Raw genomic sequence first — 24,314 nt, 5'->3', positions numbered from 1 at the left:
TCACGTTTTCTTACCTGTAATATGGCTATTTTTGTTGCCCAGTGTATGTATGAAAAATAAACATCGCAAATTTAAGCGAAATTACATATTTACCTCCACCTTACTGCTGCTTACTGTTGCAATAACGCATATTGGATGGGCAAAAATCCACCCTCCATTTGCTTTTGACAATTATTTAACAGCACGCACAGATACTATTCCATCGTCAAAAGATTCCATTCCTGTTCCGCTAACGGATACGCTTATAGAAAAAAATAAACCGGATTCTCTGCGCGGCGATTCTGCCAGCAGGGTTAAGATAGACACTTTTAGCGTAAAAATGTCTAAAGATTCCATTGATGCTCCGGTTGAGTATGAAGCCAAAGATTCGATGGTGCTGGATGTAACCGCTCAAAAACTATATCTCTATGGTGAAACAGGGGTAAAATACAAAGATGTAGACCTTAAAGCGCCCGAAATTGTTTTTGACCAGCAAACCAGCATGGTAAAAGCGAGGATGAAGTTAGATACAGCCGGCAAAGTGTTGGGACAGGCTACCCTGGTACAGGGCGATATGACCACGGTGAATGACAGCCTGGAATTTAATTTCAAAACACAAAAAGGACTTACCCATAGCAGTTATTTTCAGCAAAGTGAATTGTATAATTATGCCCAGGTAGTAAAAAAAGTTGACGCGCAAACCATTTATGCTTTTAAGGGCCGTTTTACCACCTGCAATTTAGATACGCCCCACTTTGCTTTCAGGGCAAGAAAAATAAAATACATCAGCAAAAAAATGGCGGTTACCGGCCCGGTAGGCGTGGAGTTTGAAAATGTGCCAGTGTTGCCCATTATATTGCCTTTTGGTATGTTTCCCATGCAGCAGGGGAGACACTCCGGTTTTTTACCGCCGCAGTTTACCGTTACAGACCGTTTGGGGTTAGGATTAGAAGGACTGGGGTACTATAAAGTTATTAATGACAACTTTGATATTACCTCGCGGGTGGATATTTATTCTTACGGGAGCTGGCGGTTAAATCTTACGCCTACTTACCGGGTAAGGTACCGTTATAACGGCTCGCTCAATTTCAGCTACCAGAATACGCACCAGGGTTTTAAGGGTGATGCGGATTATGCCAAGAACAAGAGCTTCTTTTTAACCTGGAGCCACCGGATGGACAGCAAAGCAAGACCGGGCGTAAATTTTTCGGCAAGCGTAAACGCGGGGTCGAGCTCCTACACCAAGTATTTACCTACAAATGCTATTATTGACCAAAGCAATGGTGCAGGTGGTTCTTACAGCCAACCCCAAAGCTTTGCCAACCAGTTAAGCTCTTCCATATCTTACCAGAAATCATGGATCGGTAAGCCTTATAACCTTTCCGTAAACCTGAACCATAACCAGAATAATAATACCAGCGTAGTTAACCTTAACCTCCCGGATATTAATTTTAATGTTAATACCCTGTACCCGTTTCAACCGCAGGAAATTGCAGGTTCAGGAAAATGGTATTATAAATTGGGCATCGGCTATACAGGCAGCGCACGCGGTATAACTTCATTTGTTGATACCTCCTTTACCTTTAAGCAAATCATTGATACCTTTCAATGGGGGGCTCAGCATAATATACCTATTTCCCTGGCGCTGCCGCAGGTAGGATCCATACAAATTTCACCGGGCTTCAGCTACCAGGAAAGATGGTATTCGCAAAAGCTGTTCAGAACGTGGAATAATCAAACCAATAAAGTAGACAGCTCCGTTAGTAAAGGCTTTTACTCCGCCCGTGATATCTCGATGTCGGTATCTTTCAGTACTGCTATGTTCGGTACGTTAAACATGAAAGATAAGAATGCCAAAGTACAGGCCATCCGCCATGTTATGCGGCCGCAAATGAGCATAGGCTATAAGCCGGATCTGTCTAAATCATATTATGTAAACACTCAAACAGACACCAGCGGACGCAGGAGGATGTTATCGCAGTATGATGGCGGGGTGTATGGCCCCTTTGGGTATGGTGAATCGGGAAGCATAGGGTTTGGTATAGATAATTTTTTGGAGATGAAGGTGAGAGACAAGCCCGACAGTACCAGCGAAGAAGAGGGAGACGGCCTTAAAAAAGTAAAGCTGATTGATGGATTTGGCATAACGGGAAGCTATAATCTTCTGGCAGATTCCTTTAAGCTGTCTACATTTAACCTGTATGCGCGCAGTACCCTGTTCGATAAGATCAATATTACAGCCAGCGCCAATATTGATCCTTATCTTATTGACAGCATGGGATTCAGGATAAATAAATATGCCTGGCAGGATAATAAGATCTCTTTAGGACGTATTACCAATGGCAGCCTTTCTGTATCCACGAGCTTTAAAAGTAAGGAAAAAGATAAAGATAAAAAGGCGGCAGATGACCAGCTGCAGTATGATAATTATGATAACCTAACGGCAGATGAAATGGAACAGCAGATGGATTATATTCGCAGGAATCCCTCCGAATTTGTTGACTTTAACATTCCCTGGTCAATCAATCTTTCCTATTCCTTAAGCTTCAGCAAGATACTCAGGCGCGATTATAGTGGCTTTGATACACGATTCACTTCCAGTGCTCAGTTCAACGGCGATTTTAGCTTAACAGAAAAATGGAAAGTAGGCGCCAATGGCTATTTTGATTTTCAAACGCTGAAGATCCCTTCTTTTTCCATGTTCATCTCCCGTGAAATGCATTGCTGGCAGATGTCTATTAATGTCACACCCTTTGGATTGTGGCGTTCTTTTAATATTTCTATCTACCCGAAATCAGGCATGCTGCGCGACCTTAAAATAAACCGCACCCGTACTTTCAGGAATAATTAGCAGCATGGGATTTGTAATAGTCGTACATGATCTTAAATACCTTCTCCTTCAGGCTAGCTGCTGTATCACCGGGCTGTACCGCAACCGGCGCAAGGAAATCCATTCGCAGGGTTGCCGGCCACAAATAAAAAGGTTTACTGCTGCCCGGCAGTACCTTTCTGGTGTTGAACAATAAAGCAGGTATTATAGATTTCCCGGTATCTGCCGCCAGCTTAAAGGCGCCATCGTGAAAGGATTTTAACGGCTCATTGGTTTTATTCCTCGTTCCTTCGGGATAGATGCACATGTGCAGCCCCTGTTCCAGCACAGCTTTCATTTTACCATAACTTTCCTTACGGCTGCGCTCACTTTTACGATCAACCAATACGGAGCCCCTTGAATAGATCAGTCCAAACAGGGGGATTTTTGCAAGCTCCGCTTTGGCAATGGTTTTGTTTGGACCCGGGATTTGCGGCGTGGTAATGGGTATATCCATGTAAGAGTTATGATTGCTCACTACAATATAGTTTTGTCCTTTTGCAAAATGTGCTTTACCCTTTACAATAATCCTGCAGCCGATCATAAAAAGAAAGAATTCCATCCATGCTTTTGATATCCGGCGGAATATTTCCGTACCCTTCGGCTCCTTTATGTAGTTGGTTAACCAAATGGGTACAACCGCTATAAGTAAGGTGGCGATAAATATAATGGCTCCCCAGAAAGCCCATATACGACCGAATATATTTTTGATAACAACCATATTAAATCCGAAATTCGATATAAAAGCATCAGGAACCAAATAACAAGAACCAAATAAAATTCAAATATTAAATTTGAAGCAATAAATCCGAAACCCGAAGGAAACTCCAACAATAAACCACAAACCATAAACTATAAATTAAATAATCCGAAGCGCAATCAATTTCAAATCATTCAATCTTCCAGTCAACCGGGTCTTTTCCCTGCTGCTGCAACAGGCTGTTTGTTTTTGAAAAGTGCTTACAGTTGAAAAAGCCTTTATCGGCCGAAAAAGGAGAAGGATGCGCTGCTTTCAATACATGATGTTTTGTTTCATCAATCAGCGCCTGCTTTTCCTGGGCAAACTTTCCCCATAATAAGAAAACAATGCCTGTTTTCAGTTCCGATATTTTTTGTATAACCGCATCTGTAAATACAGCCCATCCTATTTTGGAATGGCTGAAAGGTTCGTTTGCCCTTACCGTAAGCGCAGCGTTTAATAATAATACCCCCTGTTGTGCCCAGTGGGTAAGGTTTCCTTTCTTTGCAGGCATTGTTATCCCGATATCCGATTGTATTTCTTTGAAAATATTGATAAGCGAGGGGGGAGGAGGTACGCCATCCTGAACGGAAAAACACAGGCCGTGCGCCTGGCCTGCGCCGTGATAAGGGTCCTGCCCGAGCATAACCACTTTTACTTTATCAAAAGGCGTTTGTTCAAATGCGTTAAAAATAAGCGGCCCCGGCGGGTATATTGTTTTACCAGCCATTTTTTCCGTTTTCAAAAAATGAACGATTTGTTCAAAATAAGGCTTGGCAAATTCGTCTTTTAATACCGCTTTCCAGCTTGATTCTATTTTTACATCCATGGTCTGTGAATTCAGTTTGGGTGCAAACTAAAAAAAATTATCTTTGCCAACCTAAAAAGGTCCGGTAGCTCAGTTGGATACCTGCCTGCCGGCAGGCAGGGAGCATCAGCCTTCTAACCTACCTAACGGTAGGCAGGGCAGAGGGTCATTGGTTCGAAACTGGTTTTGATATATAGGAATAAACAGAGCAAATGTTCTTTGTATATGTGATAAGAAGCAGGAAAGATGGGCGTTTTTACGTAGGGCTCAGTGAGGATGTTGAAAAAAGATTGAAAGAGCACAACGCTAAAAAAACAAAGTCAACTAAAGGGTATGTTCCCTGGGAACTTTGTTTTTTTGAATTGTTTGATACAAGATTAGAAGCCCGGAAAAGAGAAATCTATCTCAAATCCGGTATTGGTAAAGAATATATTAAACAGTATTGGTCCGGTAGCTCAGTTGGATAGAGCATCAGCCTTCTAAGCTGAGGGTCATTGGTTCGAATCCAATCCGGATCACAAAAGTCACTCCAAAGAGTGGCTTTTGCATTTAAAGGCTGGTAATTTCAAAAAAAGGGTACGCTTCACTCGCTTTCATTAATCTGCCCGGTATTTTTATGGGCATTTTTGGTTATCTACAGTTTGCCTTAGCCTTTCTTTTTCTGTAGGTGTAAGACTTCGCCAGAGATAAAAGACAAGATAGCTTTCCCACCCGGGAAATTTTTTGAAAAATGTATTGAAGCTGAAGGTATCATTAACAGGCATTTGCAGGTGAACATACGCCATGCAACAAAACTGATTTGTTTTTATGCCAATACCTCTTTTGCCTGCGATTCAATTAAGGCACGGATCTGATTTTTATATAATCCGGCAATAAAAGGTATGGTAAGGTCAATTTCTACCATGTTTTCCTTTATAGCAATGCTGCCGGATGTTGAAAAAGGACCCATAGCCAGGCTAAAAGTGCCTGTATCTTCCAACCAGCTTTCCTGCACAGTATTTACTTTGTCGGCATACTTTTCTTTAAGATTTTGAAGCAGGTTTTTGATCCTGGCCTGCGCTTCCTCTTTCGTATGCTGATGTGGAATTTCAATTTTCATGGTTCATGATTTAATCGCAGAAAGCAGCAAATGTATGACAATGTTTTTCCATTGCTCCTCCATGGAACATTTCAAATTATTGCTCAGCATGGTTAATTGATGTTTCGTGCAGACACGAACCACGGCGAACGCTCTCATCTGCGGCATTTTCTGTATGGGTATGAATAATAAAAAATATAGCAAGTTTTATATTTATTTTAATATTAATTTACTTTATTTAAATAATGTTTTAATAATAAAAAATAATATAAATAATTTTGTTTATTATTATATTTATACTTATTTTTAATTTATTTTATGAAATGAAAAAGAAAAGAAAAGCGGGGGGAGGAAGGAAGAAATTGCCGCCTGAATTAGTGAAGCAGGCTGTAACGTTGTTTGTGGAAACGAAATATGTGGAAGCGGCCGGGGGATTAGAAGCATTAAAAGCGTATCTGTATAAAAAATCCATATCTCTGAAACCACCAGATAGTCGTTCCCCGTCCTGAACCCCGATGCCTTTTCGGGGTTTTCTTTTTTAGGGTTCAGCCGGTAATTGCGTTTGCAACGCTTATGCTACTTTTTTCTCCGGGTAATCCGGTATCATGTTCTTTTGCCAGAGTTGTGAAGAGGATACGGCCTGGCCGGGGTTGATGCTTTTGCCCTGCAGGTGCCTTTTGAACAAAACCGTACGGCTGCAGATGCTGCTATCTATTAAAAAAACCTGGTTGGGCATCTGCGCAGTGCCACCCAAACCAAGTACCAGGAAATGAGCCGCTTTTTTGTTTGTTATACCTGTGGCACATTGAAAGCTGTTGGCTATAAACCCCAGCCGGAATATACATTCGGCAGAAAATTCAAATCCGGTTACCAGGTCCTGAAAAGTAAAAACCGGGTGCGGATGGTTCACGGAGCGATGGATCAATGCAAATTTTTCTTTTGGAAAAAGCGTGCTGCACACATATGCTTCGAAAGCTTCCGCTTTACAATAAACACCGGGGATGATACAACTGTTCAGCAATACCGGGGGAATAACTGTTACCATAGGGTTGAGGGATTAGAAAACATATAACCATTTTCACATCGGTGTTATTGCCGGTTCAGAAAGGGCCCGCCGGATTTTACCATGCGGTAAAGAAGAACGCTATAACTAACCCGAAGCTGGTCACCAGGATTAGTATAAGCACCTTTTTTCTTTTTTAAACAACATACTATGCGCCGGTAACATTTTTCCAAACCATTACCACTTTTCCCCTGGTGCGCATAGCTTCAATGTGCCGTATGGCCTGTGGGATCTCTTTATAGGAATAAGTTTTTTCGATGTGAACTTTAACCTGCCCGCTTTGGATCAATACTGCCAATGTCTCCAGATCCTTTGTATTGGCTTCGGCAGTAAACTGCGCTAACGGAAACTTACCGGTAGCCTTTTTTAAAAGCAAAGAAAACATATGTAGTACGGTGGTGAAACCCACTACTACACCCCGCTGTCCCATGCGTTTATAATCTTTATAAGTAAGATTTCCGTTTGTATCAAGTATCAGGTTGTATTTGCCCGCATGCTGATGAATGTTCTCTGTATCGTATGCAATAACATGATCGGCGCCCAATGATCTTACAAACGCAACATTTTTACCGGAACAAACAGCGGTAACGGTAGCACCATAAGCTTTAGCAATCTGCACAGCGAAATGACCAACACCTCCTGAAGCACCATTGATTAAAACCGTTTCTCCTGCTTTTAGTTTACCGTGCGCAATCAAAGCCTGCAAAGCTGTTATGCCGGCTACCGGCACACCTGCCATTTCAGAAAAGCCTGTTCCTTCCGGCATGATGGCGCAAACATTTGCCGGAACGCATGTGTATGCTGCAAAAGCTCCTCCTGTAAGCGTTTCTCCAAATACACGGTCTCCCACCTTGAGATGCGATACACTATTCCCGGTTTGTTCAACAATGCCTGCAAAATCAGCTCCCGGAATTTTATCTTTCGGATGGAACAACCCGAAAGTGAAACGCGCAAAAAATGGTTTTCCCCGGAGAATATGCCAGTCAGCAGGATTGGCCGAATTGGCTTCTACTTTAACGAGAATATGACCATCTTTTACAGTTGGCTTTTCTACCTCTTCCAAGCGAAGTACGTCCGGACCTCCATATTTTGTTCTTGTAAAAGCTTTCATTTCAGCATAAAATTACACTATATTCAAACCCGTAATGACCCGCGGAAACCCCTTGCCGCATAATATGATTCCGCACCATTGTGATATACAAATACCGTGTTGTAGCGGCGATCACAAAAAAGGGCGCCACCAAGTTTACGGATAGCCGTAGGGGTGAGAATCCAACTCGAGGTTTTCAAATCAAATTCACCAAGCTGCTGCAGCTCGCGGTATTGTTCTTCCGTTAATAATTCAATATCCATATCAGCGGCCATATTCATTGCGCTGTCTTGGGGTTTGTGTTCTTTCCTCGATTCCAGCGCTGCATGGTCGTAACAAATGCTCCTGCGGCCTTTGGGCGTTTCTGCCGAGCAATCATAAAAAATATATTCGCCCGTTTTTCCTGCCTGCCCGCGAGGCAGGTTATCATAACCCACCACATCAGGTTCGCCGCCGGTTATTTCCATTTCATACAATGACCGCAATTTTGCCGGACTGTCTTCCAGCTTTGCCTGCACTTTACCCCAGTTGATGCCTTTATGGCGGTTCTTGTTTTTTTCAAAACGGGCTTTTAATGTTTTGAGGAGGTCCTGCGTTTGTTCTTGCGACAGGTTTTTTTTACTGCTCATGTTTTTTTACTGAAGTTGTTGAATAATCTAATTCTTTTTCTCGCACCGTTCGCGGCGGAGCAAAGGCACAGCGTTTTTTAGTGGTAGCGGCCGTTGTGCAAAATGAACTTCTTTAACTACAGGTTTTCTGCAGCGGTATAAATTGTTGCATTCGCTGCGTGAAACAGCTTAATCGTTAGCTGTCATTTTCAACCGGATTTCATATACTCAAATGTACCAAAATCTGAAATAGCAACTGCCCAATATTCCCACAGGAACATGGATTTTCCACACTATGGGACAGGAGTCTTCCTTCCCCAGGGTAAAAGTCATTCAATCCATAGCGCTACCCCCTCCCGGATGGGGACATGAACTTGTTGCCGGTTTAAAGAGGTGGGTTGATCTCCGCTTTGTGGCAATGGTCGTATAGTTTGTACTATCTCGCTCTCTGCATTTAAGGCTGGTTCATATCCCCCGCTGGTCCGAAAGGACTCCGGACTCCTTCGGAGCGGGGTTGAAGCCCGCACCATCAGCAAAGTATAATTAGTGGGGGTGGAGCTGTATTTCCTGCCCCAGCGGCTACCCGTTACCGTTGTTTACTCCCTGCACTGTATCCAAACATCTTTTTAAACGCATAGCAAAAGCTGCTCACGTTATTGTACCCGATGTGATACGCCACCTCCGTTACATTCATCACCCGGTTGTGCAGCAACTGTTTAGCCTCCTGCATGCGCAGCTGGTGTATGTCGCCAAATACCGTTGTCTTAAAAAAATATTTATAGCCCTTCTTCAGTTTGTATTCATTCAGTCCAAAGTGGCAGGTAAGCGCCTTCAGGCTCAATGCTTCTAAATATGACTTTGCAATATATTCTTTAACCGCGTATAACTTCTCCTTATCCGCCGGCGACCATTGCATTGCTGCAGGGTTCAATTGCAGCGCATGGAACTGATCCATCTGCAGTACAAACAACTCAAGTAACTTACTCTCGGTAAAAATATACCGCGTAATGCCGGTAAACGGACACGACAGGATGGCCGGTATCAGTTCCGTTATCCGGTGCTGCCAGTGAATAGCATCCGCAGCGCCCAAAAAATTGTTTTTCTGTTGCAGGTGTTTGCAGAACAGGGCCAGTGCCCCGGTTTCTTCGCTTTCCGCCAGGCTGTTTAAATACGCCCGGTGATAGGTAATGGTGCAGGCGTGAAACCGCCGCGAATGGATAATATGTGTGCCCGCGAATGCGGTATTGTATTGTATATTGTGTTCTCCCCTGCCAAAATACAGCGGCTTGTGCAGGTTATCGAAACGCGATTCCACATCGCCCTCCAGTACAAATACCGATTCGGCAGATTCTTCCGGCAAAGCATCCTGTAAACGAAAAGGCTGTCTCGCCGCAATATCCAGCTCGGTAAACAACATGCCGGGCGTATTGATGGCGTTCAGCTTACCCGCGGCAAGTGCCGGTTGTTTGAACTGTACCGTAAAATGTGCATAGCGATCGCCCGTATAAACCACCTCCTGCTGTGTGCTGTCAAAGTACCGGGCCCAGTGGGTTACATCAACGGTATCCATTTTTCTACATTTTTAATCCGTTTATCTAAACAGGCAATGCATTGCCATGCTTCAATTTTGCGGAATAAAAATAAAAAAAAATGAAAAGGGTTTCTGAAAACACGGTCTCTACTGCGCAAAATGCCGCATCAACTGTAAAAAAGAGCAAATGGAAATTAGGATTGTCGCTGCTGTTTTACCCCACCGGCGTGGTTCGCGTCTGGCGCAGCAGCCAAAGGTTATGGATAAAGCTGTTGTACAGCATACTGGCGCTGCCTGTTTTTTTAACCGTAGTGGTATATGCGGGCATCGTTGTATTTGCGGCCTTCCTGCCGGAGCTCGACTGCACGGTAGGTAACCGTACTGATAAAACGATCTACAACCGCGAAGGCAATTATGCCGCCACCTTTGTTAAAACCGGCAGGGAAACCAACAATGCATACGAGTTGGTGGAAGTGGAGCTGGAACCCCATGGCGGCAACGACTGGCATTATCATTCCAATTTTGTAGAAACATTTACGGTAGTGGATGGCAGGGTAAGGATCGGCAGGGACGGCAAAGAGATCATATTGGATAAAGGACAAACCACGCAGGCCGGTAAAAAGCATATGCACTATTTTAAAAACGCCCTCACCAGCAAGTCGGTATTGATGGTAAAAGTAACGCCTGCCGCGGGTTTAGAAAAAACGCTGCGGGTAGCCTACGGGCTGATCAACGACGGGTTGCTGAAAAACAATATGACGGAAAACCCCTGGCACATGTGCCTGCTGTTTGGATACAGCCAGTCGTACCTGCCCGGTATGCCCGCCTGGTTCCAGGAGCCGCTGATCAACGCACTCGCTAAAATTGCTCAATGGAAGGGAGAAGATGAATTGCTGCGCAAATATTACCGGTAAAATATTCGTTGTGGATGTAAATAGGGTAGAAGAGAAGTTGCTATTTGGGGCGTGCCCCCCGTCCGGACCGCCCGCTTAATTATTAATAATAGGTGTCACGCGGCCAATAACAAACAATGTATCCCGGTTTCTGTTATAGTATTTGTACTGTATTTAGATGTAATTGATAAATGACCGCTTTTGATGGCGGGTGACCACGACCGCAAACAGAGAAAAGTTTTTATGGTACAGGCTGCAGTGCTACTATGAAGCGTCTGTTGTGTCACTCACTTGTACGTTCTGTGTTCTATTCAGCTTTTTGAGGTGGATTGGTCTTCGTTTTGGGCAATAGTCGTATAGTTCGTATTATTTCCCCGCTCTGCAAATCCTCATACGCTTATCACCCCTTGCCAACCGCAGCTTTTATTTTTGCTATATCAATCTTTTTCATAGGCAGGAAGGCCCGGGTGATGCGGTCTATTTCATCCTGCGTTCCCTGCTGCATCATGGTTTCCATTTCGGCGGAGGTGATCTGCCAGGAGAGGCCGTATTGGTCTTTGAGCCAGCCGCATTGTTCCGATTCGGGCACGGCAGAGAGCTTTTCCCAGTAATAGTCTATCTCCGCCTGGTCTTTACAGGTTACCATAAAGGAAATCGCTTCATTAAAGCCGTAGCCATGCTCACGGGCGCTGTCCATAGCAGCAAGCCAGGTATCTTCCAGCCGCGTATCGGCAAACATCACAGAACTTTCTTTATCAGGTTCCATGCCCGGGGGATAGTGATACACGGCGCCTTTTTGTGCATCTTTAAAAACAGACTGGTAAAAATTGAGCGCTTCTTCGGCCCTGCCGCATTTGCTGTCGGTAAACAGGAGCGAAGGAATAATGGCCGGACGTTGTTCACCGGCGGGATCACTGAGCATGAGTTGCCAGGGCACTCCGTATTTGTCCTGCAGCCAGCCATAGCGTTTGCTGAAAGGGTAGACATCAATCGGCATAAGCACTTTGCCGCCTTTCGATAATTTATCCCATGCAGTATTTAAAGCATCCAGCGCAGCTTTATTGCTGTCGGCCGACTTGCCAAACAACAACGGATCAAAATTGACGATGAACGATACAGAGGGATTGAACCTGAACAGCGGCCCGGCGCTGATAGCCATAAATTCTTTATTCCAGATCTCGAAGCTCACCAGGTCGCAGTCGCCGGAAGGCGTGTTGCGGATTTTGGTGGTATGCGTAACTTTTGATTCCGGGAATACGGATGTATAAAATGCTGTGGCTTCCACAGCTTCCTTATCGAACCATAAATGCGGGATGATCTTTTGCATGGCGGTGGTTTTTATCGTTGACAGATGGGAATGAAGAAATCATGCCACAGATATCGGGGCAATTATTATATTATCCGGGATTTACCTGTTTTGTTAACAGATAATCAAAATTTAACCGTGGTTTCTCTTGTGTTTTCAGTAAACTTCATAAAAAAACGATATTGGCACACAAGTGGCTGCCGTTTCATAAAAGCTGATGGCCGGCCATTTATCCATACAGCAATTTAACTTCCGGGAAGGGTATGGGCGGTTGATCAAGAGCAATTACCAAACACAGTTGCACAGTCATTTTGCGATTGAAGCGGTTTATTGCCCCATGGCCGACGAAGTGCTGTCGCCCGGCTTTATTTCCCACGACTGGCCGGAGGGTACTCCCGGTGGTCCGCAGGCATTCCGGGCCTACTATGCGGCCATACGGAAGGCAGTACCCGACGCCAGGTATGAAGTGGATGACCTGCTTGCAGAGGACGATAAAGTAATGGTTCGCTGGAAGATGCGGGGAACCTACCAGGAAAGTTTTCCCGGTATAGATGTTCCTCCTGCAGGACAGTCCATCACGCTCAAAGGTGTTGCCATTTACCGGGTGGGAAAAGGAAAGCTGGCAGAACGCTGGGTGGTATCCGATATGTACGGTTTGCTGAAGGAGCTTAGGCAGAGTGGTAAAGGGTAAAATCGTATTGCGATACAATATCAACAGGCTATTGCTTTTATTATTGTACTACATTTTTTATTTGGGCGTGCCCCCGGTATGGGCAGCGATACTTCGGTTGCATATCCATCGCTACTGATCCGGTGCATCATTATCAGCACGGCCCATACCGGGGTCGGGCTTTCCGCTGCAAGTCCGCCACAAGGCTGCTGCACAATTTCTTCAGCGGGCTTTTCGCTGCCCTGCCTACCGCAGGCAGGAATCCCTCCCGCGGGGAAACACGTGCGGTTAAATAAATCAGTATTATTAATCGGATTATCAATATGAATCTATCAATTTCCATACTGCTGCAAGGAGTTGTGCTGGGGACTTGCTCCATGCTTCTTATCAGCACGGCTAAGACTCCGACGCGATAAAACTTTTCAACATTGTAATGTTAGACGTGAAATATTAGTAAAAGTGGGACATAAAAGGGTGAAATGCGAAAAATCATATCAATAGAGCTCCGGAGCTTTTTATTTTCCTCTACCTTTCTTCCTCTCACGAATAAAAATTTCATTCCCATAATCATATGAAGGTTTTCCTTCTGCAGGTTGATAAAATATTCTATTTGTAATTGGAATTACAAAGATTGTATCATACACCACACCATCCCGAGTATATTTACTTATAAAACATTCCCTTCTACCGATTTCAAAGTTATCTAAATAATGCAAAGTTAGAATTCCGTAGTTGGCTGATAGCATCGAAATCTCTCCGACCCATGTGCGGTTGCCATGTGTAAGTTCGACTTTAAATTTCCCCCGATGGGCTTTTATGTTAATTTGAGCCTGAACTATATTAAAGTTCGGAAGACGGTCATTGTCCTCTCTCATTGGATGTCCTTTCCAATCTTTTAACTTTCCCTTGCTATTCAAGTGTCGATACTTATAGCAGAAAACACACCATTTCCAAAGTATTGTTAAGAAGAAAAAGAGGAGCGATGCTAATCCCCCCGCGAAAAAAATGTTGATTGCTTCAGCTGAATCATAATCCCATGGCATAGTAGATTAATTTGGGTTGGTTTAATCTAATAAAAAGTTTGTGTATAATATTGAAAATAAAAAGGACACAAAAAAGCCAGGACAAACTAAGACCTTGACGAAATCACTCCATTCCCAATCACCTATATAATCTTTTCGCCATCATCAGCGTTGCACTAGTTCAGCAAACAAGTTTCGACGCGGTAAATCAACTCTCAATCGACCCTTTTCTTTTTTGAAAAAGTCATATTTGTTGTTGTCGTTTGGTTCCCGACTTATCGCTATCAATGAAGCGCAAGTGAGCAGATATGACAACTGCCATTAAAAAGTACTAGGATGCAAAGCTAATGCGAGATTTTTGATTTTGCAAGTTCACAATTAGCTTAAATAAGTTTAACGATTGTTGTCTGATCGCGTCTGAAGTTTTATATTTAAATATGTTTAGAAATGCTTTTAATCATTCGATAGATTATTTCGCACACTTTCTGGCAATCTTTATGGTCTATGGATTCACTGTATCGTTATTGAAAATGCTATGGTTAGAAGATAGACCCTTCGCATATACTTCAACAGGTAAGGTATTAGCAGGGCTTTTTTGCGTCCTGCTTTGGGCTGTAATTGCTAGTTTAATCTATTTATGGATGCGCGATCTCGAAAATTCTTATGTGACCTTCATCGTCGGCGTCATTGTTTGCCCATTCGCCCTCTATCGCGCATATTCCGACAAGAAACACGATAAGGTATAACCTTTCTTAATCTTAAGGCTGACCTTATCGTATATATTCAATCTATGCTTTATTAACATAGGAGTAAATGCTGGTAGATGGGCAACAAAAACATTCAGAAAATATAGGCACTAATGCAGTTGCTAATAGCAAAAACTGTTTTTTCTCAGAAAAATCAACCCTGCAATCTTTGCATAGCTAGTTTTGGTTATTTGAGTATTATTTCTCGATCTTGAAAAGTTGTTATTCCAAATTGAATATTATTATAGAAGTAATTTCTGGTATCATTATTTAACGCATTTTTTATTGTGCTAGAATTCGGGTAACTAGCAAGTGGCTTTGGCTGGGTACAAGTAGCGAGAATAAAGTCTAATTGATCAAGTTCTTTTTGAAGTATGGGGTTGACTGCCTTTATCCATTCAATATCAATTTCTCCAGTTTCCTTTAGTATGGAACTTTCACCTCCTGCCTTTAAATTTTGATGATTTTCACCCATTTCATCTTTCTCAAGCTCTTTTCTGAATTTTCGAAGAATATCGTCTTTTTGTGCTTGGCCAAATTTAGGATTGAATAGTATACCTATTATGCACCATTTTTCTTTATTACCTTTTACCAATTTATTATCGTTCGCTCTTTCAGCCGTCGATAGATATCTTGCTTGATAAAGTAATCCTTTCCATGTTACGGGATTATTCTTAAAAGGTATAATGTAAGCAGTCCCTAACTTTTTATTATTTTCTACTTCTTTTGAGAAAACCATTGTATATGATTGTTCATTTGATAGCCTCCCATATCTTATTGGAGCAAAAACATGAATTTTCTTGTCCATATTTAATCTTTTTGTTCTCCATTTTTTCCTTGCACCTTTATTAGTACCTTGATCCGGATCCCACAATAAAGACCCGATAATTAATATTCCTCCGTTCATAAATTTGATTATAAAAAGGGAAAGCTATCCGTAGTAACTTTAATGTTATTTTTATTTCTTCTCAACCATTTTATCAATAGGGTTAAATGTAGGTTGGTAGCTGAATAAAGAGTTGCCTGTTGCGCTATCGCTATTATTTACCGTATTTGAGATAATGTTGATCGCTTGTTCGTCATCAAAATTCTGAATCGCTTCAACAGGTATTTTTAAAGCAGCAGAAATTTGCTGGAGCAGGGGAGCGTCAATCTTTTCCTTTTGCTCCAGGAGGGAGATATTTTGCTGGTTCCAGTCATCGCCCAGGTCGGCGGCAAGGGCGTCCTGTTTTATAACCAGCATTTCGCGGAAGTGTTTTACGTTGCGGCCTTCGTGTATGCTATGGTTGGTTTTGGTATTTTGAGACATAGGGAAAAATTTAGTTTTAAGCGGGAAGTTACAGAAAAATATCCGGTAACATACCGGTAAATTACTATATGATAAGCCGTTAAATACAGTTTCACCATGTAGGATACGGGGCGCAGGCGTTATTGATTTGCTGCATAAATGGTTTGCTATGTCCAATGATATCAACACACGGCGAATGCGTATGCAACAAAGCATTTGGGGAGTACGGCGCTTATGCATTTTTCCCGGTTATACAGTTGTGCAGTAAATGGCTGCAGGATTCCGGCTTCAGGGCCGGTCATACCATTTACCCACGAAATATTTTATTCTTTTTATGGTGTTCGTGATTCGCTTCGCTTAATTCTTTTTTCCGGCGTCTAACGTTACTTCTAAATATTATCCGGATTTCACAAAGTTTAAATTTCAGGCAAATTTTGAACGATATCCGTGATTTTAAAGTACTTTATATTTTAAATATATATGTTACTGTTTGATAATAATATGTTTAATCAAAATAACTATTTATTTTCCTATAATTTATATTATGTTAAATAATAAAAGTGCAAAAACCCCCCGACTGCCTGAAAATGCTATTCTCAAAAAAATTGCAGAAAGAACTTCTTCTTCCTGCTATTGGCCTTACGGTATTAATTCCAAAATAATCCTACTTTCCTATAAGCACCCTGAAACCCACATAAAGAGATGAAAGATTATTTAAGCTGGTTCCCAGATAAAACCTGTTTGCTTTTGTTGTTGCTGTATTCCAGTATTCGTTTTTATCGTGTGAATAGTTCAGGTACAACAGGTTATTAAAACCGGCTTCTAAGTGCAGCTTTCGGCTTACAGCGTAAGAAAGTCCGGGGTAAAGATTCAGGTAAGCAGAAAATGTTTTTACTTTCCTTGGATCATTATTAATATTAGGTGTTTGTTCATAGCGCTGCTCTCCGTATCCTGCTCCAAGACTATTTTGTACAAAAACATAAAAACCACTTTTCCCTATATTCTTATAATGCCTGGCAAATACCCCTGCCCCAAACGAGTTTCCTTTTTGTGTGGCCTGGTATGGATTTCTATTCTCCGAAAAGCCGGCATTTAAAGAAACGCCTGCGATAAAATTATCTTTTACAGCAATGCCTGCCACCGGCGAAATGTTGAAGCTGTTTTGTTTGATGGTGTTTTCATCATTGGCATTTTTTGCATTTACTGTGCTCAGCGATAAATCGCCGCCTAAAAACAATGAACCTTTTGTAATCTGTGCCTGTGAAGTTGCATACGCTGCAATAAGAAAGAAAATAAGAAAGGGTGAAATTTTTTTCATAGCCTGTGTTTTTGGTTAATAAAGAAGCAAATTATAAAAAGAAAGTACAGGGTACACATAAGCCCCAACTACTTTAACGAAGGTTTGTGCTAAAATAACCGGAAGCCGGAAAAGCATATTGTTTTCATGTATTTTTACTCAAAAGGAAATCATATGATGACTGTTCCTGCCAGGTTTACATGTATGCTGATGATGGTTGCATTGCAATCATTTGCTCAAACCAACACGCCTTTGCCACGTATTGCTATTGCCGGAATTGGCATTGAATCCAGCACCTTTTCACCGGCATTAAGCACCGAAGCTTCTTTTACTATAAAACGGGGCAACCAGATCTACACTTCTTACCCGGGGTTTATGCATGAAGGATCGCCCATAAGGAACAGGGCAACATGGCTGCCTGCCGTTACCGCCCGTTCACTACCAGGTGGAGCCGTGCCAAGAGCGGATTACGAAGCGATGGCAGGCTATATACTTGATTCCCTGAAAAAGAATCTTCCCTACGACGGACTATTTTTTGATATACACGGCGCCATGAGCGTGGTTGGGCTGGATGACCCTGAAGGCGATTTGATAACAAGGGTGCGTAAAGTGGTGGGACCGGAAACCATTATTTCTACTTCAATGGATTTGCATGGCAACGTGTCTGTGCGCCTGGCTGAACTTTCGGATTTAATAACCTGCTACAGGATGGCTCCCCACGAAGACGCGCAGGAAACCAAGCAGCGTTCTGTAGAGCAGTTGCTGCAAAGACTGGAATCAGGAAAAGGCAAGCCCCGCTATAAAGCATGGATACCCGTGCCCATTTTATTGCCCGGCGAGCAAACGAGCACACGTATTGAACCCGCGAAAAGCTTATACGCTGCAGTGGGTACTGCTGCTGCGCGGCCGGGCGTTATGGAAGCAGCGTTATGGATGGGTTATCCCTGGGCGGATGAACCGCGTAATCATGGAGTAGTAATGGTTACCGGTGATGACCAGGAGGCTGTGGCCGCTTCCGCTGAAGCATTAGCGAATCATTTCTGGCAGGTAAGAGATGCGTTTCACTTTGTGGCCCCTACCGGAAGTCTTGCAGAATGCCTTAACAAAGCCATAGCAAGCAGGAAGAAGCCTTTTTTTATAAGTGATTCCGGGGATAATCCCACAGCGGGGGGCGCCGGGGATGTTACCTGGTCGCTGCAGCAAATATTGGCCAGGGAAGAATTTAAGTCTGCCAACGGACCTACATTAATTTACGCTTCCATACCCGGGCCGGATATGATCCAAAAAGCTTTGAAAGCAGGAGTTGGAAAAAAAGTTACGGGACTGGCAGGCGCTGCAGTAGACAACAGGTATGCCCCACCGTTATTGATAGAAGGTACGGTGCGGGCCATTTACCAGGGCGACGCTAATGCCGGTGTGGAAGCGGTTATACAAACCGGATCGGTGTTTGTGATCGTTACACAAGAAAGGAAGCCGTATCATAAGGAAGCGGATTTCACCCGGCTGGGGCTGGAACCGCGTAAAGCTGATATTGTTGTGGTGAAGATCGGTTACTTAGAACCTGAGTTATACAATATGCGGGCTGACTGGTTGCTGGCGCTTACTCCCGGTGGTGTTGACCAGGACCTGGCGCGCTTACCCTATAAAAGAATACAAAGGCCGATGTTCCCTTTAGATAAAAATATGAAGGACCCTGATTTAAAAGTGCGATGGGTGAAAGCTTCTCAGGAAGCGGAGTTGTATTAATTGAAAAAGGGAAGCCTGACACGCTTCCCCTTTTGTTACTTATTTTTTAAAAGATAACCTTTTTACTTGTTATCAATCTCGTCATATTTCTTCTGGTAGAAATCTGATTTGGCTTTGTCGCCTTTCCTGTCGTAGCAATAAGCCAGGTTGTTACAGGCTGACTTAAATTCAGACTTTTCAGATAATTTCAGTGTTCCCTTATTATCGTATTCCTTAAACACCACTTCAAAAGGAGGAATAGCTTTATCGCATAAAGACAGCACCTGGGCTTTCAGCTCTTCTTTTTTCTTCAGATCTTCAGGCGTTTTTCCTTTTATTTTGTTAACATCTTCTTCAATAAATAATGCCTGGTTAAAATAGTGTTTGGCCAGGTTAAGGTTAGCTTCCAGCGCATCCGGCTTAATGGCCAGTGCCTTTTTATACAGGTCTTCTATTTTTAAGCAACGTTCCGTATAATCGGCAGGCCTGTCTTTTTCGTCGCTTACATGCGTTTCATTAAACAACTCGTTGGCATAATCTAATATCAGGTCAAAGCCTTCCGGGTTGGAGGCAATCAGCTCTTCGTATTTGGCATAAATAGCTTTCTTATCGCCCTGTCCGCGCAGGTAGTCAAATTCTACTAATGGCAGATAGTCGTCCTTCGGGTATAATTCACGCCCTAATGCCACATATTTTTGCATATTGGGAATGTCTTTTTTATCAAGGTAATATTTTGCCAGGTAGCGATAGGTAGTTACATGTTCGGGCTTGGTTGCCACTTTGGCCTCAGCCAGCTTCTGGAACAACGCAACGGCTTCATCATCTTTTTTAGCATTCATTGCAGATAATGCTGAATAATATACCAAAGTAGTATCCAGTTTATACAGCCCCCAGCCCTGATCGAAAATATAATCACCGATTTCGCCGGATTTTTTAAAATTAACCAACGCGTCTTCATATTTTTCGGCGTTATACTGGCTGGCGGCCACATCGAAGTAGCTGCCATACAAATCGTATACAGGCTTATAGCTGTCTACAGTTAAAAGCGTGGTTGCCTTGGTTTTATCTATTTCCTGGGCCTTTTTGATGGCTTCAAAAGCCTCTGTTCTTCCATCGGCTACCAACGTTTTAAATTGATCATTGGCTGCAATAGCACCGTAAATTTTTGCCTTGGTGTACCACACTTCCACATTTTTTTGATTCTTGGGTACGGCTAACAAGGCGTCAATTCCCTGCTTGGCTTTATCCAGTTCGTTATCTTTTAGCATATCTTTCACCTTGTTAAGGTTTTGCGCCGAAAGACCCAATGTCCACCCCGCCATGAGGGCGATGAGCATTATTTTCTTCATATGTGTTGTTTGTTTAAATACTTGTAATTTATTTGGATATTAAGCGATCCTAGCCCGGGTTTTCTCCTGTTGCCGGAGCACTATCATCCCCTGCATGTCCATCCTCCTCTTCCTCATCATTTTCCGCTTCATAGCGGGCCAATTTTGTAATGGCTGCTATGGCATCATCTTCATCAAGTCTAATCAGCTTTACGCCCTGGGTGGCTCTTCCCTGCCGGCTTACCTGGTTTACCGCCATCCGGATGGTAATACCAGACCTGCAGGTAATCATCAGGTCTTCTTCTTCCGTTACATCTAATATGCCCACCAAGGACCCCGTTTTTTCTGTAACATTAATTGTTTTTACGCCTTTGCCGCCACGGTTGGTTATGCGGTATACTTCTTCTCCGGTTTCATCGGTAATGGCAGTACGCTTACCGAATCCTTTTTCGCTAACAACCAGCACCGTCCTGGAATTGTCCTCTTTTTTGACACAAATCATGCCAACCACTTCATCATGCTCATTATCTACTTCAATGCCCGTAACACCAATGGCTCCGCGGCCTGTTGAACGCACTTTGCTTTCAGGAAACCGGATCGCCCTGCCGCTTTTCACCGCCATCATTATTTCACTGTTGCCATCTGTCATTTTTGCTTCCAGCAACTCATCTCCTTCTACGATGGTTATTGCATTAACTCCGGTTGCACGCGGTCTGCTAAAATCTTCTAAAAGTGTTTTCTTAATCGTGCCTTTCCTTGTGCAAAGTACAATATAATGACTCTTTACAAATTCCTCATCTTCTAAATTCTTTACCGCTATAATAGCACGTACTTTATCATCCGGAGGCAACTGGATCAGGTTTTGGATTGCCCTGCCCTTACTGGTTTTATCACCTTCGGGCAACTGGTATACTTTTAGCCAGAAGCACCTCCCCTTTTCCGTAAAATACAGCATGGTATGATGGGTAGAGGCCACGAACAGGTGCTCGATCCAGTCTTCCTGCTTGGTGCGTCCGCCGATAGCGCCCCTGCCGCCCCTGTTTTGCTGCCGGTATTCGGTTGCTGAAGTTCTTTTTATATAGCCCTGGTGAGAGATGGTGATCACCACATCCTCCTCTTCAATCAGGTCTTCCAGCCGCATCTCATCGGCAAGATATTGAATTTCGGTTTTACGGCTGTCGCCAAATTTATCTTTTATTTCAATGAGCTCCTTCTTTATGAGATCATACCGCATTCCTTCATTTCCCAGCAGCTCAATAAGATAAGTGATCTGTTTCATTATTTCATCATACTCTTCCTTTATTTTCTCCCGCTCCATGCCGGTAAGACGCTGTAATCTCAGTTCCAGTATAGCTTTAGCCTGTACTTCATCGAGCCCCCAGCCTGCATTTACCAGTTTTTCCCTGGCCACATCGGGTGTGGCTGAACTCCGGATAAGTGAAATAACTTCATCAAGGTGGTCTAAGGCAATAAGGTATCCCTGCAACAGGTGCGCCTTCTTCTGCGCTTCTTTTAATTCATATTGAGCACGCCTTACTACTACTTCGTGCCTGAATTCCACGAACTCGCTGATCAGATCCCTGAGGTTAAGTAATTTGGGTCTCCCCCTTACAATGGCCACATTGTTAATGCCATAGGAAGTTTGCAGCTCGGTATGCTTATATAAATGATTGATAACCACGTTGGCTATAGCATCCCGCTTCAGGTCTATAACTATCCGCGTACCTTCTTTTTCATTCGACTCGTTATTAACATGGGCTATTCCGTCTATGATCTTTTCATTAACCAGCTCCCCTATTTTATTGGTAAGTACATCACGACTTACCTGGTAGGGCACTTCCGTAATGATGATCTGTTCCCTGCCGCTGGGTTTGGTATCTACATGCAATTTACCGCGCATCACTACCCTGCCCCTGCCGGTATGCATACCCGTTCTAATGCCTTCATAGCCGTAAATAATACCGCCGGTGGGGAAATCGGGCGCTTTCACAAATTTGATGAGCTCTTCAACAGTAATTTCCTTATTGTCTATATAAGCGATGCATCCTTCAATTACCTCTGTAAGATTATGGGGCATCATGTTGGTAGCCATCCCCACGGCAATACCACTCGATCCGTTTACCAGCAACTGTGGAATACGGGTGGGGAGAATAGAAGGCTCCCTTTCCGAATCGTCGAAGTTCGGTTGAAAATCTACCGTATCTTTTTCTATGTCATCGAGCATATGCTCGGCTAATCTTTGCAGCCTTACCTCTGTATACCGCATTGCCGCCGGTCCATCGCCATCCTGGTTACCGAAGTTTCCCTGCTTGTCAACAAGGGTATAGCGCATGCTCCAGTCCTGCGCCATACGAACCATAGCATCATATACCGACCTATCGCCATGCGGGTGATATTTACCAAGCACCTCCCCTACCACACGCGCCGATTTTTTATACGGGCGGTTATAGTTCAGCCCAAGGTCATTCATGGCATATAAAATGCGGCGGTGTACCGGTTTTAATCCATCCCGCACATCGGGCAGCGCCCTGCCTACAATTACGCTCATAGAGTAATCAATGTAGGCGGTTTTCATCTGCTCTTCAATATTCACCTGAATGATGCGGTCATTGTCGCTGGTTTCCAAAGGAACTAAGTTATCTTCCATAATAATTTTACGATTCTGATTTTCTTTGCTTTTTGCTGTATTTCAAAATGCGTGCAAATGTACCACATTTAGCGCGTTTTCCGTTTAAAACAAAGGCTTTCTTGTACCCTTTTTTTTCACGGCTGCAGGTTTATACATTTATATGAATGAGCAGGTTACGGCGGCTTGAGCTGCGGGCTGGCATATAGCAATTAAAAAGGTCTTTACACAAATATTGGATAGATGGGTCCGGATGGTTTTTCATACTACCTCATTATGTATGGCTGCATCGCCGGCAATATAAAGGCTATAAAAAAGGGACGGATTAAAAAGGATCTTTTCATTGATATTGGATGTGGATTCAGGGATCTGTGGTTTCAGGTAGTTTCTCAAAACAAACGCACTACATAACCGGGCATACTCCTTCCCGTAACCCATTCCAATATTGTTTGTATTGTTTGGAATACAGCTATAGGATTCGTATACAGATTAATATTCGTGAGTAATTTTCAGGCTGAAGTAAGCAAAGACCCACAGGAACATTTTTAAAAATGTTACCTGTTTAGATACATTCTTTAAGAGGGGAACGGATAAGGTTTTATAAGGCTGCATTTTCCGGAGCGGATAATAAAACCGGAAATTAAAAATGCGCATCGGCATATATGACGGTGACCGGTTTAAAAAGGTTGCGTAAGCAATCAGTTTTTTGTTATGCAGGCTTGCTACCGCATAAAAAGAGTAAAATTGCAGGAACAAACAATGAATTTTGAAAAAAATCCTCCTCTTTGGAGCCGGCAAATCGGCTACCTGCCTAATTGATTATTTGATACAACAGGCTACGGATAATAACTGGCAGGTCATAGTCGCGGATGGGAATTTTGAGCTGGCACAAAACAAATCAGGTGGCTCTTTATACGCCACTCCGGTGCAGGTTGATGTAAAAGATGATGAGCAAAGAAACACGCTCGTTGAACAGGCTGATATCGTTATTTCCATGCTGCCTCCATCCCTTCATTCAATAGTAGCTGAAAATTGTATCGCAGCCGGCCGTCATTTGCTTACGGCATCGTATGTTGATGAAGCGATCAGGAAGCTGGAACCGGAGATTAAAAAGAAGGGTATATTATTTATTTGCGAGATGGGGCTAGATCCCGGCATTGATCATATGAGCGCCATGCAGCTCATTCATCGCATTCATGCTATGGGAGGAAAGATCCATTCGTTTTACTCCCATTGCGGCGGACTGGTGGCGCCGGAAAGCGATGAAAACCCCTGGCATTATAAAATAAGCTGGAACCCGCGCAACGTGGTATTGGCCGGGAAAGCCGGAGCAGTATATAAATTAAATCATAAAACACAGCAACTACCTTATCATTTGCTATTTGATGCCAGCCGCACCGTGGAAATACCGGGGCATGGCCGTTTAGCCTGGTACCCCAACAGGGATTCGCTTGCCTATATCCCTTTATATGGATTAGAGGAAAGTTCTACTTTTATCCGAACCACATTACGACATCCTGATTTTTGTGCAGGCTGGAAAAAAATAGTTGAGCTGGATCTCACAGACGAAACAAGCCAGTATAACACCGATGAGATAAGCTATAAAACATTCTTTGAAACGCATCTCCGGGAAAATGGATTTACAGAT

General features: G+C 43.2%; 23 protein-coding genes and 1 tRNA gene. 9 read left to right on the top strand and 15 right to left on the bottom strand.

Annotation, left to right across the window (positions count from 1 at the left end; genetic code table 11):
* Window positions 1-49: 49 nt before the first annotated feature.
* Window positions 50-2,830: a putative LPS assembly protein LptD gene (locus PLE34_RS09090; protein ID WP_324556064.1), complete on the top strand. Its 2,781-nt coding sequence runs from the start codon at window positions 50-52 to the stop codon at window positions 2,828-2,830.
* Here PLE34_RS09090 and PLE34_RS09085 read toward each other — a convergent pair.
* Both PLE34_RS09085 and ung read right to left on the bottom strand, forming a co-directional pair.
* Window positions 2,817-3,569, bottom strand: coding sequence for a lysophospholipid acyltransferase family protein (locus tag PLE34_RS09085; protein ID WP_324556062.1), 753 nt, complete (start codon window positions 3,567-3,569; stop codon window positions 2,817-2,819). The two genes, PLE34_RS09090 and PLE34_RS09085, sit on opposite strands and share 14 nt — an antisense overlap.
* 169 nt (window positions 3,570-3,738) lie before the next feature.
* Window positions 3,739-4,416 (bottom strand): uracil-DNA glycosylase, encoded by a 678-nt coding sequence (ung, locus tag PLE34_RS09080; protein WP_324556060.1) that lies wholly within the window; start codon window positions 4,414-4,416, stop codon window positions 3,739-3,741.
* Window positions 4,417-4,607: 191 nt separating this feature from the next.
* On the opposite strand from ung, the gene PLE34_RS09075 reads away from it, so the two are divergent.
* Together PLE34_RS09075 and PLE34_RS09070 are read left to right on the top strand one after the other, a co-directional pair.
* Window positions 4,608-4,862, top strand: a complete 255-nt coding sequence (locus tag PLE34_RS09075; RefSeq protein WP_324556058.1) for a GIY-YIG nuclease family protein — start codon at window positions 4,608-4,610, stop codon at window positions 4,860-4,862.
* Window positions 4,840-4,913: transfer RNA gene (locus PLE34_RS09070), tRNA-Arg, on the top strand. Before PLE34_RS09075 ends, PLE34_RS09070 begins: the two co-directional genes overlap by 23 nt.
* Before the next feature lie 287 nt (window positions 4,914-5,200).
* Here the strand turns inward: PLE34_RS09070 and PLE34_RS09065 are convergent.
* Window positions 5,201-5,494 carry a polyhydroxyalkanoic acid system family protein gene (locus PLE34_RS09065; protein ID WP_324556057.1) on the bottom strand — a complete coding sequence of 98 codons (294 nt, stop codon included), beginning with the start codon at window positions 5,492-5,494 and terminating at the stop codon, window positions 5,201-5,203.
* 302 nt (window positions 5,495-5,796) lie between these two features.
* Between PLE34_RS09065 and PLE34_RS09060 the strand changes: the two genes are divergently transcribed.
* Entirely contained in the window at window positions 5,797-5,982 is a 186-nt protein-coding gene (locus PLE34_RS09060) for a hypothetical protein (RefSeq protein WP_324556055.1), read from the top strand.
* Window positions 5,983-6,044: 62 nt separating this feature from the next.
* On the opposite strand, the gene PLE34_RS09055 is transcribed toward PLE34_RS09060, so the two are convergent.
* The 4 genes from PLE34_RS09055 to PLE34_RS09040 form a co-directional block, all read right to left on the bottom strand.
* Complete coding sequence (locus PLE34_RS09055; protein WP_324556053.1) at window positions 6,045-6,518, bottom strand: hypothetical protein; 474 nt, start codon at window positions 6,516-6,518, stop codon at window positions 6,045-6,047.
* Window positions 6,519-6,684: 166 nt separating this feature from the next.
* Window positions 6,685-7,647, bottom strand: a complete 963-nt coding sequence (locus PLE34_RS09050) for an NAD(P)-dependent alcohol dehydrogenase (protein ID WP_324556051.1) — start codon at window positions 7,645-7,647, stop codon at window positions 6,685-6,687.
* A 23-nt stretch (window positions 7,648-7,670) separates the two neighbouring features.
* A complete protein-coding gene (locus PLE34_RS09045) occupies window positions 7,671-8,255 on the bottom strand; it encodes a DUF4256 domain-containing protein (protein ID WP_324556049.1) in 585 nt (194 codons plus the stop codon).
* Window positions 8,256-8,820: 565 nt separating this feature from the next.
* The gene (locus PLE34_RS09040) at window positions 8,821-9,804 is read right to left on the bottom strand and encodes a helix-turn-helix transcriptional regulator (RefSeq protein ID WP_324556048.1); all 984 of its coding nucleotides are present in this window, start codon (window positions 9,802-9,804) and stop codon (window positions 8,821-8,823) included.
* An 80-nt stretch (window positions 9,805-9,884) separates the two neighbouring features.
* On the opposite strand from PLE34_RS09040, the gene PLE34_RS09035 reads away from it, so the two are divergent.
* A complete protein-coding gene (locus PLE34_RS09035) occupies window positions 9,885-10,679 on the top strand; it encodes a cupin domain-containing protein (RefSeq protein WP_324556047.1) in 795 nt (264 codons plus the stop codon).
* A 379-nt stretch (window positions 10,680-11,058) separates the two neighbouring features.
* Here PLE34_RS09035 and PLE34_RS09030 read toward each other — a convergent pair whose 3' ends face one another.
* The gene (locus PLE34_RS09030; protein ID WP_324556046.1) at window positions 11,059-11,985 is read right to left on the bottom strand and encodes a VOC family protein; all 927 of its coding nucleotides are present in this window, start codon (window positions 11,983-11,985) and stop codon (window positions 11,059-11,061) included.
* Between the two features lie 196 nt (window positions 11,986-12,181).
* On the opposite strand from PLE34_RS09030, the gene PLE34_RS09025 reads away from it, so the two are divergent.
* Entirely contained in the window at window positions 12,182-12,655 is a 474-nt protein-coding gene (locus tag PLE34_RS09025; RefSeq protein WP_324556045.1) for an ester cyclase, read from the top strand.
* A 494-nt stretch (window positions 12,656-13,149) separates the two neighbouring features.
* Here PLE34_RS09025 and PLE34_RS09020 read toward each other — a convergent pair whose 3' ends face one another.
* Window positions 13,150-13,677, bottom strand: a complete 528-nt coding sequence (locus PLE34_RS09020; protein ID WP_324556044.1) for a hypothetical protein — start codon at window positions 13,675-13,677, stop codon at window positions 13,150-13,152.
* Window positions 13,678-14,093: 416 nt separating this feature from the next.
* On the opposite strand from PLE34_RS09020, the gene PLE34_RS09015 reads away from it, so the two are divergent.
* A complete protein-coding gene (locus tag PLE34_RS09015) occupies window positions 14,094-14,402 on the top strand; it encodes a hypothetical protein (RefSeq protein ID WP_324556043.1) in 309 nt (102 codons plus the stop codon).
* A gap of 187 nt (window positions 14,403-14,589) precedes the next feature.
* Here the strand turns inward: PLE34_RS09015 and PLE34_RS09010 are convergent, their stop codons facing one another.
* From PLE34_RS09010 to PLE34_RS09000, 3 genes are all read right to left on the bottom strand, one after another.
* Complete coding sequence (locus tag PLE34_RS09010; RefSeq protein ID WP_324556042.1) at window positions 14,590-15,309, bottom strand: hypothetical protein; 720 nt, start codon at window positions 15,307-15,309, stop codon at window positions 14,590-14,592.
* Between the two features lie 51 nt (window positions 15,310-15,360).
* A complete protein-coding gene (locus tag PLE34_RS09005) occupies window positions 15,361-15,711 on the bottom strand; it encodes a helix-turn-helix domain-containing protein (protein WP_324556041.1) in 351 nt (116 codons plus the stop codon).
* Between the two features lie 643 nt (window positions 15,712-16,354).
* The gene (locus PLE34_RS09000; RefSeq protein WP_324556040.1) at window positions 16,355-17,008 is read right to left on the bottom strand and encodes a hypothetical protein; all 654 of its coding nucleotides are present in this window, start codon (window positions 17,006-17,008) and stop codon (window positions 16,355-16,357) included.
* Window positions 17,009-17,161: 153 nt separating this feature from the next.
* Here PLE34_RS09000 and PLE34_RS08995 point away from each other — a divergent pair, with 153 nt between their 5' ends.
* Window positions 17,162-18,733, top strand: coding sequence for a M81 family metallopeptidase (locus PLE34_RS08995; protein WP_324556039.1), 1,572 nt, complete (start codon window positions 17,162-17,164; stop codon window positions 18,731-18,733).
* A gap of 62 nt (window positions 18,734-18,795) precedes the next feature.
* On the opposite strand, the gene PLE34_RS08990 is transcribed toward PLE34_RS08995, so the two are convergent.
* From PLE34_RS08990 to PLE34_RS08980, 3 genes are all read right to left on the bottom strand, one after another.
* A complete protein-coding gene (locus PLE34_RS08990; protein WP_324556038.1) occupies window positions 18,796-20,061 on the bottom strand; it encodes a tetratricopeptide repeat protein in 1,266 nt (421 codons plus the stop codon).
* 49 nt (window positions 20,062-20,110) lie between these two features.
* Window positions 20,111-22,687, bottom strand: coding sequence for a DNA gyrase subunit A (gyrA, locus tag PLE34_RS08985; protein ID WP_324556037.1), 2,577 nt, complete (start codon window positions 22,685-22,687; stop codon window positions 20,111-20,113).
* 240 nt (window positions 22,688-22,927) lie between these two features.
* Entirely contained in the window at window positions 22,928-23,104 is a 177-nt protein-coding gene (locus PLE34_RS08980) for a hypothetical protein (RefSeq protein WP_324556036.1), read from the bottom strand.
* Between the two features lie 328 nt (window positions 23,105-23,432).
* On the opposite strand from PLE34_RS08980, the gene PLE34_RS08975 reads away from it, so the two are divergent.
* The coding region (locus PLE34_RS08975; RefSeq protein ID WP_324556035.1) for a saccharopine dehydrogenase C-terminal domain-containing protein at window positions 23,433-24,314 on the top strand (882 nt) is incomplete at its 3' end.

The sequence above is a fragment of the Agriterribacter sp. genome, assembly GCF_035445465.1.
Taxonomy (GTDB): domain Bacteria; phylum Bacteroidota; class Bacteroidia; order Chitinophagales; family Chitinophagaceae; genus Agriterribacter.
The sequence above is the reverse complement of the archived record's forward strand: the minus strand, read 5'-3'. Positions and strand labels throughout refer to the sequence as shown.